Here is a 13035-nt window from a genome sequence, read left to right on the forward strand (position 1 = left end):
GGCCGGGCCGGCCTCGATGGTCGGGGAGTCGGACTGCGCGCGCTCGACGTGCGGCAGCTCGGCGGTGGGGTGCGACGGCTCGGCGTCGGTGGGGGCCGGCCGGCGCTGCGGGTCGGACTCGTACTCGGTCATGTCTCCACCTTGCCCCGGTGCTCTGCGACCAGCCTGGAACCGGCCTGAAGGTTGGCTGAAAGTCACTCGCCGTCGATGTCCGCGTCCGGCACCAGCGGCAGCCGGACCCGGAAGGTGGCTCCCCCACCCGGGGTCTCGGCCACCTCGACGGTGCCGTGGTGGGCACTCACCAGCGCGGCGACGATGGCCAGGCCGAGCCCGGTGCCGGTGTTGCCACCGGCCCGCCGGGTCCGGGCCGCGTCCACCCGGTAGAACCGCTCGAAGACGCGTTCCGCCTGTTCCGGGGCGAGACCGGGGCCGGTGTCGGCGACCTCCACCACGGCCAGGTTGCCCGGCTCGGCCCGCAGCCGCAGGGTCACCGACGCGTCCGGCGGGGTGTGCGTCAGCGCGTTCGTCATCAGGTTGCCGATGATCTGCCGGAGCCGGCCGTCGTCGCCGTAGACCACCAGCGGGCCGGAACCCGGCTCGATCTCCAGCTCGACCCGGCGGTCCGGAGCCATCACCCGGGCGGCCTCCACCGCGTCGCTGGCCAGCACCGGAAGCTCGACCGGGGCGAGGGAGAGCGGCCGCTCCCGGTCCAGTCGGGCGAGCAGCAGCAGGTCCTCCACCAGCAGGCCCATCCGGGCCGCCTCGTCCTCGATCCGGCGTAGCAGGTCGGCGGTCTGCTCCGGGGCGCGGGCCGCGCCCTGCCGATACAGCTCGGCGAAGCCGCGGATGGTGGTCAGCGGGGTACGCAGCTCGTGCGAGGCGTCCGCGACGAACTGCCGCATCCGCTCCTCAGAGCGGCGAGCGCGCGCCTCGGATGCCTGCGCGGCGACCGCGGCGTCGCGGGCGCTGGCCTCGGCCGAGCGGGCCGCCGTCTCCGAGGCCGCCCGGGCGGTGAACGCGGCCTCGATCTGGGTGAGCATGGCGTTCAGCGCGCGGGAGAGCCGGCCCAGCTCCGAGGTGGGGCACTCCTGCCCCTCCTCGGGGTCGGGCACCCGCCGGGTCAGATCGCCGCCGGCGATGGCCGCGGCCGTCTGTTCGATCTCGACCAGCGGTTTCAGGCTGGTCCGGACGATGCCCGCGCCGATCGAGGCGAGCAGGATCAGCACCGCCCCGCCGACCAGGATGTCGATCCAGACCAGCCGGGCGACCGCCCGGTCGACGTCGGTGAGGTGCTGGCCGAAGGCCAGGATCCGACCGTCGTCCAACTGGGTGTAGAGCATCCGCCAGCGGGTGTGACCGTCGACGGACCGGACGGTGATCGGCTTGCCGACCAGGTCGGCGAACCCCTGGTAGCTGGTAGGCATCCTGGGCAGCTCCCCCGACCGCAGTCCGGAGTAACGCGCGGTCGGCTTGACCGTGGCCGGGGGGATGGCCTGCGCCGCGACGTAGTCGCTCGGGATGGCGACCGAGACGTCCTCCCCCTGGAGCAGGGCCTGATCGAGCGCCCGTGCCACCCCGGCCGTGCCGCCCCGGAGCTCGCTGTCGACCTGGTCGACGAGGTAGCTACGCAGGAAGACGGCGGTCAACGAGCTGATCACCAACAGCGCGAGCGCCACCAGGGCGAGGACGGCGGTGACCAGTTTGACCCGGAGCGGGATGCTCCGCACCCGCCCCTTCGCCTGTTGGACCGGGTTCACGCCGCCGGCTTGCGTAGCACGTAACCGACGCCCCGGAGGGTGTGGATCAGCCGGGGCTCGACGTTGTCGACCTTGCGCCGCAGGTAGGAGATGTAGGACTCGACGATGTTGTCGTCACCGCGGAAGTCGTAGTTCCACACGTGGTCGAGGATCTGCGCCTTGGACAGCACCCGGTTGGCGTTCAACATCAGGTAGCGCAGCAGCTTGAACTCGGTCGGCGACAGCTGCACCCGCTGGCCGGCCCGGTGCACCTCGTGGGTCTCCTCGTCCAGTTCCAGGTCGGCGAAGGTGAGCCGGGACGGGGCCTGCTCGCCGGTGCTGGTCCGCCGCAGCACCGCCCGGATCCGAGCGGTCAGCTCCTCCAGGCTGAACGGCTTGGTGACGTAGTCGTCGCCGCCCAGGGTCAGCCCGCGGATCTTGTCGTCGGTGGCGTCCCGGGCGGTCAGGAAGACCACCGGGGTACGGGTGCCGCCCTCGCGCAGCATCCGGATCACCTCGAAGCCGTCCAGATCGGGCAGCATCACGTCGAGCACCACCAGATCGGGCCGGTGGTCCTTGGCGGCGCTCAGCGCGGAACTGCCGCTGGTCGCGGTCGCCACGTCGAAGCCCGCGAACCGCAGGCTCGCGGAGAGCAGTTCGAGGATGTTGGGGTCGTCCTCGACGACGAGCAGGCGTGCCTCGGTCTGGGTAGCGGGCATGTGCCCATCATCCGCGCCATCGCTGCGTCCGGCCTGGGTGGTGGCTGGAAAAACCCTGTGAGCCGGCCGGCGGGATGCTGAAGTCCCCGTCAGCCCACGTCGGCGGGCCGCCGGCCGACCCCGGCGGCGGTCAGCGCAGCAGCCGGCGCAGCCCGTCCAGGGCTCCGTCGAGCAGCCGGATCGCCGTACGCAGCTGGGATTCGCTGAGCCGGCGGGACCGGACCAGCGCGGACACCTCGCCGGCGAACGCGGCCAGCCGCTGGTCGAACTCGGCCTGCGCGGCCTGCTCCGGCCCGGGCGGCGGGGGCGCGGTGACGGGCGCGGGAGCGGGCGGGATCCACCGGTTACGCCGGGTCTGCCGGGCCGCCTCGCGCAGTTCCCGCTTGAGGTCGCGCACCGACCCGCGTACCTCGCTGCGGATCTCCCCGGCCAGGGTGGAGAGATCGGCCACCGAGGCGGCGATGTCCGATTCCAGGGCGGCCAGTTCCCCGGCCCGCTGGCTCAGCTCGGCCCGCCCGGCAGCGGTGATCTCGTAGATCTTTCGGCCGCCGGCCGCGGTGTGGCTGACCAGCCCGTCGGCCTCCAGCCGCTGCAACCGGGGGTAGATGGTGCCGGCGCTGGGCGCGTACAGGCCGAGGAAGCGTTCCTCCAGCAGGCGGATCAGCTCGTATCCGTGCTTGGGACCGTCGTCGAGGAGCTTGAGCAGGTAGAGCCGGAGCCGCCCGTGACTGAACACGGCGGTCACGGCAGCTCCTCCTCGTCGTCGTCCACCGGGCGGGCGAGCAGCGCGATGCTGCCGGACGTGGCGGACGCCCAGAGCTTACCCTCGCCGGCGCCGAGCACCCCCTCGCTGTCGACCACCGCGCCCAGCGCCGCGTTGCCGCGTACGGCCGGGAAACCGCTGGTGATCCGCCCGGACGAGGTGTGTAGCCGGACGGCGAGGTCGCTGTCCTCGCGGACCCGCACGGTGATGCTGCCGGAGATCGTGCTCAGTCGGATGTCGCTGCGCCGGGGGTTGTCGAAGTCGCAGGTGATGGCGCCGGAGACGGTCTGTGCGCGGACCTGGCCGGGAGCGCTGTCGGTGAGGATGACCTCGCCGGAGACGGTCTCCACGTCGAGGTCGCCGGTCACTCCGAGCGCCTCCACCGGGCCCGAAGTGATCTTCGCGGCGGTCCGCCCGCGCAGCCCCATCAGGGTGATCTGGCCGGCGGTCACGTCGGCCCGGGTCTGCCGGCGCAGCCCGGAGGCGACCAGGGAGCCCTCGGTGAGGTGCAGGTCGGCGAGCACGTCGGCGGGGATCGCGACGGAGACGTCGACCCGGGGCAGCCGGGCCAGCGGGCCGGCCCAGAACAGCAGGTCCCGCCACCGGTTGCCGCGCGGCTGCCGGACGGACAACCGGCCGTCCCGGTGCTCGACGCGGACCGGCCGGCGGCCGACCCGGGTGACGTCCACCCGCGGCGGGCCGTCGGTGGCCACCACGTTGAGCCGGCCGCTGACCAGGCGGACGTCGAGCCGGGTGACCGGCCCGTCCAGGGTGAGCCGCTGCGGGCTGTCGACGGTCCACTCGGTCATGGTTCCTCCCCTCGGCGGAGCGCGACGCGGCGCGCCCGACGTCGAGGAGAGTAACGCGATACATCGCGACATGACAAGGAGGGCGCGGAGGGCGCGCCGCCACCCCGCGCCGGCCGGTCAGGCCGCCAGGTCGACCTCCCACGCCGCCGGCGCCCGCCGCGCCGCCGGTCGGTCGGCAACCGGGCAGAGGTGTACGGCCGACTCGGCGACCCGGGCCAGCATCCGCCGGTCCGCCCCCGGCGCGGGGTGCAGCGCGGTCGTCACGGCCACGGTGAGCACCAGGTCCCGACTGGCCAGCACCCGGCGCAGCGACCGCCACAGGTTCTCGTCGCCGAGGAAGGCCGGCGCCGTGGTCGCGTCCCCGGTCAGCGCGTCCCGGTAGCCGATCCGCAGCGGCACCACCGGGGCGCCGGCGTCGACGGCCGCCTGGAACACCGCCGGCCGGAACCCGCCGGCCGGCCGGCAGCCCGTCGCCGCGCCGCACCAGGTGGTGCCCTCCGGGAACACCGCCACGGCCCGGCCCGCGCGCAGCGCGTCCGCCACCCGGCTCACCGTGGCGGGCAGGTCGCGGGGGCGGGCCCGGTCCACGAAGAGGGTGCCGGCGGCCCGGGCCAGCCACCCCAGCAGGGGCCAGCCGCGGACCTCGCGCTTGGCCACCAGCCGGGCCGGAGCGACGGCGAGCACGGCCAGCACGTCCAGCCAGGACACGTGGTTGGCGACCAGCAGCGCGCGTCGCCGGGGCAGCCGGCCCCGGACCACCAGGCGCACCCCGAGCGCCCGGGCGGTGGCCCGGGCCCAACCGCCCAGCGCCGCCCGCCGCTCCGCCGCGGGCAGCAGCGGCAGCACCACCGCCAGGCCGGCGCCGAGCACCAGCATGCCGAGCAGGGCGGCCAGCCGCGCGACGCGGCGGGCGGCCGGCACGCCCGGGGTGCCGCCGGGTGGCGGCAGACAGTGCGGGCCGCAGCCGGAGGCCGGCCGCCAGAGGTCGCGCCGGTTCACCGGTCCGCCCCCGCCGGCCGGTCCGCCCCGGCCAGGAAGTGCCGCAGGTAGCGCGGGTTCATCCGGTCCAGGGAGAACAGCACGTAGAAGTCGGCGACGCCGAAGTCCGGGTCGTACGCCGGCTCGCCGCAGATCCACGCGCCCAGCCGCAGGTACCCGCGCAGCAGCGGCGGCACCCGGCTCGCGCCGACCGAACCGGGATCCGGGGCCGCCGTCCGGGCGCCCGGTTCGGCGAACCAGGGCCGCAACGGCCGGACCCGCAGCGACGGCGGGGCCAGGTGCCGGGCCTGCGCCCGGGCCCAGACCTCGGCGGCGGCGAGCCCGCCGTCCGCGACCGGCACCGAGGCGCAGCCGCCGAGCCAGCGGGAGCCGCGCAGGTGCAGGTAGCGGGTGATCCCGGCCCACATCAGGTTGATCACCGCGCCGGAGCGGTGGTCCGGGTGCACGCAGGAGCGGCCGGTCTCCACCAGGACGTCCCGCAGCGGGGCGAGCGGGGTGAGGTCGAACTCGCTCTCGGCGTACCGACGGGCGGTCCGGCCGGGCGGCAGCAGCCGGTACGTGCCGACCACCTCGCCGGTGCGATCCTCGAGCACGATCAGGTGGTCGCAGTACGGGTCGAGGTCGTCGGCGTCCAGGCCGGCGGCGCCCGGGACGGTGGCCCCGAGTTCGGTGGCGAACACCTCGTGCCGGAGGCGTTGCGCGGCCGCGACCCGGGTCGGGTCGTCGGCGATCAGCAGGGTGTATCCGCTGGTCGTCAGGGGTGCGCCAGCGGCGGGCAGGACAGCCATGGGGATTGTGTAGGCGGCCCGGGTGCCGGTCGCGGTGACCAGGAGTGTCGATCCGGTGAACGCCGGCCGGCGACCCGTGGCGCTGCCCGGACGGGTGGCGACGCCCAGGCAGGACGCCGCCGGGCGACGGCGCAGCGGCCCGGCCCGAGCGGCGGCGACCGGGTCGCCGGACGGCAGGGCGTGCGACGCCGCGCGCACCCCGGCGTGCGAGGCTGCCGGAGCGCCCGGCGACGACGCCGGAGCCGCGACCGTCCGGAGGTGCCCCATGATCATCGAGTCCCGCTTCAACGGGCCGCCCGGCTCGGGCAACGGCGGCTGGAGCGCCGGGCTCTTCGCGGCCGCGTACGGCGGGCCGGGGGTGGTCGAGGTGACGCTGCGCCGGCCGCCGCCGCTGGAGACCCCGCTGACCCTCGCCGGCGGCAACGTCCACGACCCGGACGGGAACCTCGTCGCCGAGGTCCGCGAGACCGGTCAGATCGAGGCGGTGGTGCCGCCGGTGGACCTGGCGACCGCCCGGGCCGCCGCGGCCGCGTACCCCGGTCTGGTCGACCACCCCTTCCCCGGCTGCTACGTCTGCGGGCCGCGGCGGGCGGACGGGCTGCGGATCTTCCCGGGTCGGCTGCCGGACGGCCGGACCGCCGCCCCGTTCCGGGCGCCGGCGGAGGTCGAGGTGCCGACCGTCTGGGCCGCCCTGGACTGTCCCGGCGGCTGGTCGGTGATCGCGCCCGGCCGCCCGTACGTGCTCGGCCGGATCGCCGCGACGGTGCGCGCGCTGCCGGCGCCCGGCGACGAGTGCGTGGTGACCGGCGCGACCGTCGGCGGCGAGGGCCGCAAGGCGCTCGTGCACACCAGCCTGTACGGACCGACCGGTGACCTGCTCGCCACCGCCCGCGCCACCTGGGTGGCGCTGCCGGCCGGCTGAGGTCCGTCCCGAGGATGACCCCCCTCCTGCCCCGGGTGGAGAGGAAACTACGGACCGCGCCTGATTGACCTTGTTGCGCGGGGCCGTCACGCTGTGCAACGGCGTACCCCGACGCCATCGCACGGAGGGAGAGTAATGACTGACGGGCAGCGAAGCCCCACCGACGGTCAGATCGTGGTGTCCGGCCTGACGAAGCAGTACAAGAACGTGAGGGCGGTCAACGACCTGTCGTTCACCGTCGAGCCGGGTCGGGTGACCGGCTTCCTCGGCCCGAACGGGGCCGGCAAGACCACCACCCTGCGCATGCTGCTGAACCTGGTCACCCCCACCGCCGGCGTGGCGACCATCGGCGGCCGGCGGTACGCCGACCTCACCGACCCGCTGCGGCACGTCGGCGCGGTGCTCGAGGCGTCCAGCGCGCACAAGGGGCGGACCGGCATCAACCACCTCCGGGTGATCTGCGCGGCGGCCGGGCTGCCGAAGCAGCGGGCCGACGAGGCGCTGGCCCTGGTCGGGCTGACCCCGGCGGCGAAGCGCAAGTTCAAGGGCTACTCGCTGGGCATGAAGCAGCGCCTGGGCATCGCCGCCGCGATGCTCGGCGACCCGCGGGTGCTGATCCTCGACGAGCCGGCCAACGGGTTGGACCCGGAGGGCATCCGCTGGATGCGCGGGTTCCTCAAGGGCCTGGCCCAGCAGGGCCGTACCGTGCTGGTCTCCAGCCACCTGCTGTCGGAGATGCAGCTGCTCGCCGACGACGTGGTGATCATCGCCGCCGGCCAGCTGGTCCGGCAGGGCCCGGTCGACCAGGTCATCGGCTCGATGGCGCAGGGCGTCCGGGTGCGGGTCCGCACCCCGCAGGCCGAGGCGCTGACCGCGGCGTTGAAGGCGGAGTCGGCCACGGTCGACGTCGACGAGCACGGCACCCTGCTGGTCGGGGCGGTGGACGCCCCGACGGTGGGCCGGGTCGCCCTGGCCGCCGGCGTGGAGCTGCACGAACTCACCACGGAACGACCCGACCTGGAACGGGTGTTCCTGGAGCTGACGGCCGGAAAGGCGGACATCCGATGAACCTCGTCCGATCCGAGCTGCTCAAGATCCGTACCACCAGCACCTGGTGGTGGCTGGCGATCGGGGCGTTCCTGGCCATCGCGATGGCCTTCGCCTTCAACGCCTGGGCCGCCACCGAGGTGTTCGACGGCAACGGCGAGACCCTGGGCTTCAGCCCCGACCAGTCCACCGTCGCCGCCCAGGCGGCGAACATCTACACCTCCGGCCAGTACCTGGGCCTGATGTTCGTGATGCTGATCGGCATCCTGATGGTCACCAACGAGTTCTTCCACCAGACGGCGACCACCACCTTCCTGGCCACCCCGCGGCGCACCTCGGTGATCGCCAGCAAGCTCATCGCGGCCAGCCTGCTGGGCTTCCTGTTCTGGCTGGCCACCACGGTGATCGACCTGGCCGCCGGCGCGATCTTCCTGACCGCTCAGGACCAGGGCCTCCAGCTCGGCGAGTGGGCGGTGCAGCGGGCCCTGCTGTTCAACCTGCTGGCGTACGCGATCTGGACGATCCTCGGGGTCGGCATCGGCACGCTGATCACCAACCAGCTCGGTGCGGTGATCACCGCCGCGGTGCTCTACCTGGTCGGCACCCAGGTGGTCGGGCTGCTGTTCCTGCTGCTGTCGAACGCGCTGGACAACCCGGCGGTGGTGAAGTGGCAGGTGATCTGGCCCGCGGTGGCGTCCACCGTGATGATCTCCGAGGGCCAGTCGGAGTTCACCCCCGCGTGGTGGGTCGGCGCCCTGGTGCTGATCGGCTACGCGGTGGTCACCGGGGCCTTCGGCGTCCTGATGACCCGGCGGCGGGACATCTCCTGACCCGAGCGGTTCGAGCGGGGGTGGTGCCGGCCGGCGCCACCCCCGCCACGTGTCGGGGTCGGCATCGCTGTGACCACCACACCGGCCGTGCGGAAAGTGGCCTTCTCCGACACCTCACGCCTTACCAGCAGTTGTCGGAACACGCAGCGTTTACCGAACTTCTGGCATCTTCTGTGAAACGGACCACGCAGCGGAGGCGGAAATGCCTGCGGCATCCGTACGGCGTAGCCTGGGAGCCGTCTCGTGCGGGCCCCCGGGTGGGGGCGTCGCCGGGCACCGCGTGACACACAAACCCGCGTGAAAGAGGCGATTACCGGCCGTGTCGACCCAGCAGACTTCGCAGGAGAACCCACTGGCGGGTTTCGGCCCGAACGAGTGGATCGTCGAGGAGATGTACCAGCGGTACCTCGCGGACCCCAAGAGCGTCGACTCGGCCTGGCACGACTTCTTCGCCGACTACCGACCGGCGCCGGGCGCCGCCACGCCGCGTGAGGGCCAACCGACCACGCCCGCCGTCCGCCCGGAGCCCGACGGCCAGCCGGAGGCGACGGCCAAGGTCGCCCAGCCGCCGGCCGCGGCGAAGCCGGCGGAGCCGAAGCCCGCCGCCAAGCCGGCCGCGCCGAAGCCGGCCGCGGCCAAGGCCGCCCCGGCGAAGCCGGCCCAGCCCAAGGCGGCGCCGGCCAAGGCGGCCCAGCCGGCCGCCACCGGCCCGCAGACCACCCCGCTGCGGGGCGTCGCGGCCCGGATCGTGCAGAACATGGACGCCTCGCTGACCGTGCCGACCGCCACCAGCGTGCGCGCCGTGCCGGCCAAGCTCCTGGTCGACAACCGCATCGTGATCAACAATCACCTCACCCGCGGGCGCGGTGGCAAGGTCAGCTTCACCCACCTGATCGGCTACGCGCTGGTCCGGGCGCTGGCGCAGCACCCGGAGATGAACAACTCCTTCGCCGAGGTCGACGGCAAGCCGGCGATGGTCCGCCCGGAGCACGTCAACCTCGGTATCGCCATCGACCTGGTCAAGCCGGACGGCAGCCGCAACCTGGTGGTGCCGTCCATCAAGGCCTGCGAGCAGATGGACTTCCGGCAGTTCTGGCAGGCGTACGAGGACGTGATCCGGCGGGCCCGCCGCAACGAGCTGACCATGGAGGACTACGCCGGCACCACGATCTCGCTGACCAACCCGGGCGGCATCGGCACCGTGCACTCGATGCCGCGGCTCATGCAGGGGCAGAGCGCGATCATCGGCGTCGGCGCGATGGAGTACCCGGCGCCGTACCAGGGTATGAGCGAGGCCACCCTCGCCGAGCTGGCGGTCAGCAAGGTCATCACGCTGACCAGCACGTACGACCACCGGATCATCCAGGGCGCGCAGTCCGGCGAGTTCCTCAAGGTCATGCACGAGCTGATCCTGGGCGAGCACGGCTTCTACGACCAGATCTTCACCTCGCTGCGCATCCCGTACGAGCCGGTGCGCTGGATGCGCGACGTCGCGGTCGACAGCGAGGGCCAGATCAACAAGACCGCCCGGGTGCACGAGCTGATCCACGCCTACCGGGTGCGCGGCCACCTGATGGCCGACACCGACCCGCTCGAGTTCAAGATCCGCAAGCACCCCGACCTGGACGTGCTCCAGCACGGGCTGACCCTGTGGGACCTGGACCGGACCTTCCCGGTCAACGGCTTCGCCGGCAAGCAGCGGATGAAGCTGCGCGAGATCCTCGGCGTGCTGCGCGACTCGTACTGCCGCCGGGTCGGCATCGAGTACATGCACATCCAAGACCCGGAGGAGCGGCGCTGGATCCAGGAGCGGGTCGAGCGCAAGTACGAGAAGCCGTCCCCGGACGAGCAGAAGCACGTGCTCAACCGGCTCAACGCCGCCGAGGCGTTCGAGACCTTCCTGCAGACCAAGTACGTCGGCCAGAAGCGCTTCTCGCTGGAGGGCGGCGAGTCGCTGATCCCGCTGCTGGGCGAGGTGCTGGAGGCGTCCGCCGAGGGCGGGCTGGACGAGGTCGTCATCGGCATGGCCCACCGCGGCCGGCTCAACGTGCTCGCCAACATCGTCGGCAAGCCGTACGAGAAGATCTTCTCCGAGTTCGAGGGGCACCTGGACCCGCGCTCCACCCAGGGCTCGGGCGACGTGAAGTACCACCTCGGCCAGAACGGCAAGTTCACCACCCCGGACGGCGAGCACTCGGTCAAGGTCTCGGTGGTGGCGAACCCGTCGCACCTGGAGGCCGTCGACCCGGTGCTGGAGGGCATCGTCCGGGCCAAGCAGGACCGGATAGACCTCAAGCTGGAGGGCTACACCGTGCTGCCGCTGGCGGTGCACGGCGACGCCGCCTTCGCCGGCCAGGGCGTGGTGGCCGAGACGCTCAACCTGTCCCAGCTGCGCGGCTACCGCACCGGCGGCACCGTGCACGTGGTGGTCAACAACCAGGTCGGCTTCACCACCGCGCCGGAGTACTCCCGCTCCAGCCTCTACAGCACCGACGTGGCCCGGATGATCCAGGCGCCGATCTTCCACGTCAACGGCGACGACCCGGAGGCCGTGGTCCGGGTGGCCCGGCTGGCCTTCGAGTACCGCCAGGCGTTCAACAAGGACGTCGTGATCGACATGGTCTGCTACCGGCGGCGCGGGCACAACGAGGGCGACGACCCGTCGATGTCCAACCCGCAGATGTACAAGATCATCGACTCGAAGCGCTCGGTCCGCAAGCTCTACACCGAGGAGCTGATCGGCCGCGGCGACATCACCGTCGAGGACGCGGAGGAGCTGCTGCGCGACTACCAGGCGCAGCTGGAGCGGGTCTTCAAGGCCACCCGCGACGCGGCCACCACGCCGCGCCAGCTCAGCCGCCCCAAGCGCGAGGAGGAGCCGGAGCCGCAGGTGGACACCGCGACCGACGCCGCCGTGATCAAGGCGATCGGCGAGGCGCACGTCAACCTGCCGGAGGGCTTCACCCCGCACAAGCGGATCCAGCAGCTGCTCGACCGGCGGGCCAAGATGTCCGTCGAGGGCAACATCGACTGGGGCTTCGGCGAGATCATCGCGTTCGGCGCGCTGCTGCACGACGGGGTCACCGTCCGGCTCGCCGGGCAGGACTCCCGCCGGGGCACCTTCGTCCAGCGGCACGCCTCGATCGTCGACGCGCGGACCGGCCAGGACCACCTCCCGCTGCAGTCGCTGACCGGCGACGGCGAGCGCTCCCGGTTCTTCGTGCACGACTCGCTGCTCAGCGAGTACGCCGCGATGGGCTTCGAGTACGGCTACTCGGTGGAGAACGTCAACGCGCTGGTCTGCTGGGAGGCCCAGTTCGGTGACTTCGTCAACGGCGCCCAGTCGGTGATCGACGAGTTCATCTCCTCGGGCGAGGTGAAGTGGGGCCAGCGCTCGGCGGTCACCCTGCTGCTGCCGCACGGCCACGAGGGTCAGGGCCCGGACCACACCTCCGGCCGGCCGGAGCGGTTCCTGCAGATGTGCGCCGAGGACAACATGCGGGTGGCCATCCCGACCACCCCGGCGAACTACTTCCACCTGCTGCGCCGCCAGGCCCTCTCGCCGAAGCGCAAGCCGCTGGTGGTGTTCACGCCGAAGTCGCTGCTGCGGCACAAGCTCTGCGTCTCCCCGGTCGAGGACTTCACCACCGGCACCTTCCAGCCGGTGCTGCGGGACTCGGCCGCCCCGGCGCCGCAGGGCGTGAAGCGGGTGCTGCTCTGCTCTGGCAAGGTCTACTACGACCTGCTCCAGGCCCGGCAGGAGCGCGGCATCACCGACACCGCGATCATCCGGCTGGAGCAGCTCTACCCGATGCCGGTGGAGGAGATCCGCGCCGCCCTGGCGGAGTACCCGAACGCGGAGGACTTCGCCTGGGTGCAGGAGGAGCCGGCCAACCAGGGCGCCTGGTCGTTCGTCGCGCTCAACCTGCTGGAGCACCTGGCGGACGTCCGGCTGCGCCGGATCTCCCGCCCGGCCGCCGCCGCGCCGGCCGTCGGCTCCGCCAAGATGCACGAGGTGGAGCAGAACGCCCTGCTCGAGGCGGCGCTGCCCCGCCCGTGACCTGACCGCACCGCCGAGCACCGGGGCAGAGCCCGTCACCACGACGGCTCTGCCCCGCCTCGCGTCGGCCCCCGCACACCACCGGCCGCCCGCCGGACGACATCACGAGGACGAAGCATGTACTTCACCGACCGCGGCATCGAGGAACTCGTCGAACGCCGGGGCGAGGAGCAGGTCAGCATGGAGTGGCTCGGCGAGCGCCTGCGCGACTTCGTCGACCTCAACCCCGAGTTCGAGACCCCGATTGAACGCCTCGCCACCTACCTGGCCCGCCTCGACGACCCCGACGACGAGTAACCCGTCCCCCACTCCCCCGTCGGTCATGAAGTTGTTGGCACGAGACGCCGACACGAGTGCCATCA

At 72.9% G+C, this 13035-nt stretch carries 11 protein-coding genes; 5 read left to right on the forward strand and 6 right to left on the reverse strand.

The features are described 5' to 3' along the window. Window positions 1-194: 194 nt before the first annotated feature. The 6 genes from DLJ47_RS32480 to DLJ47_RS32505 all read right to left on the reverse strand — a co-directional run bounded on the left by DLJ47_RS32480 (window position 195) and on the right by DLJ47_RS32505 (window position 5814). Window positions 195-1757, reverse strand: a complete 1563-nt coding sequence (locus DLJ47_RS32480) for a sensor histidine kinase (protein ID WP_109905805.1) — start codon at window positions 1755-1757, stop codon at window positions 195-197. Further along, window positions 1754-2455, reverse strand: a complete 702-nt coding sequence (locus DLJ47_RS32485; RefSeq protein WP_088992133.1) for a response regulator transcription factor — start codon at window positions 2453-2455, stop codon at window positions 1754-1756. Before DLJ47_RS32485 ends, DLJ47_RS32480 begins: the two co-directional genes overlap by 4 nt. Window positions 2456-2585: 130 nt before the next feature. Further along, window positions 2586-3200 carry a PadR family transcriptional regulator gene (locus DLJ47_RS32490; RefSeq protein WP_109905807.1) on the reverse strand — a complete coding sequence of 205 codons (615 nt, stop codon included), beginning with the start codon at window positions 3198-3200 and terminating at the stop codon, window positions 2586-2588. Further along, a complete protein-coding gene (locus DLJ47_RS32495; protein ID WP_109905809.1) occupies window positions 3197-4027 on the reverse strand; it encodes a DUF4097 family beta strand repeat-containing protein in 831 nt (276 codons plus the stop codon). The genes DLJ47_RS32490 and DLJ47_RS32495 overlap by 4 nt, the downstream gene beginning before the upstream one ends. Window positions 4028-4144: 117 nt before the next feature. Further along, window positions 4145-5026, reverse strand: coding sequence for a lysophospholipid acyltransferase family protein (locus DLJ47_RS32500; protein WP_109905811.1), 882 nt, complete (start codon window positions 5024-5026; stop codon window positions 4145-4147). After that, window positions 5023-5814, reverse strand: a complete 792-nt coding sequence (locus DLJ47_RS32505) for a GNAT family N-acetyltransferase (protein ID WP_109905821.1) — start codon at window positions 5812-5814, stop codon at window positions 5023-5025. The genes DLJ47_RS32500 and DLJ47_RS32505 overlap by 4 nt, the downstream gene beginning before the upstream one ends. Before the next feature lie 265 nt (window positions 5815-6079). On the opposite strand from DLJ47_RS32505, the gene DLJ47_RS32510 reads away from it, so the two are divergent. The 5 genes from DLJ47_RS32510 (at window position 6080) to DLJ47_RS32530 (ending at window position 12970) form a co-directional block, all read left to right on the forward strand. Beyond that, the gene (locus DLJ47_RS32510) at window positions 6080-6736 is read left to right on the forward strand and encodes a hypothetical protein (RefSeq protein ID WP_109905822.1); all 657 of its coding nucleotides are present in this window, start codon (window positions 6080-6082) and stop codon (window positions 6734-6736) included. A 135-nt stretch (window positions 6737-6871) separates the two neighbouring features. Further along, complete coding sequence (locus DLJ47_RS32515; RefSeq protein WP_109905813.1) at window positions 6872-7804, forward strand: ABC transporter ATP-binding protein; 933 nt, start codon at window positions 6872-6874, stop codon at window positions 7802-7804. After that, window positions 7801-8613, forward strand: a complete 813-nt coding sequence (locus DLJ47_RS32520) for an ABC transporter permease (protein WP_109905815.1) — start codon at window positions 7801-7803, stop codon at window positions 8611-8613. The genes DLJ47_RS32515 and DLJ47_RS32520 overlap by 4 nt, the downstream gene beginning before the upstream one ends. Before the next feature lie 319 nt (window positions 8614-8932). Further along, window positions 8933-12673: a multifunctional oxoglutarate decarboxylase/oxoglutarate dehydrogenase thiamine pyrophosphate-binding subunit/dihydrolipoyllysine-residue succinyltransferase subunit gene (locus tag DLJ47_RS32525; RefSeq protein ID WP_109905817.1), complete on the forward strand. Its 3741-nt coding sequence runs from the start codon at window positions 8933-8935 to the stop codon at window positions 12671-12673. Between the two features lie 117 nt (window positions 12674-12790). Beyond that, on the forward strand, window positions 12791-12970 hold the full coding sequence (locus DLJ47_RS32530) for a DUF6104 family protein (RefSeq protein WP_109905819.1): 180 nt from the start codon (window positions 12791-12793) through the stop codon (window positions 12968-12970). The last annotated feature ends 65 nt before the right edge of the window (window positions 12971-13035 follow it).

The organism is Micromonospora sp. S4605 (genome assembly GCF_003176715.1).
Lineage (GTDB): Bacteria > Actinomycetota > Actinomycetes > Mycobacteriales > Micromonosporaceae > Micromonospora > Micromonospora echinaurantiaca.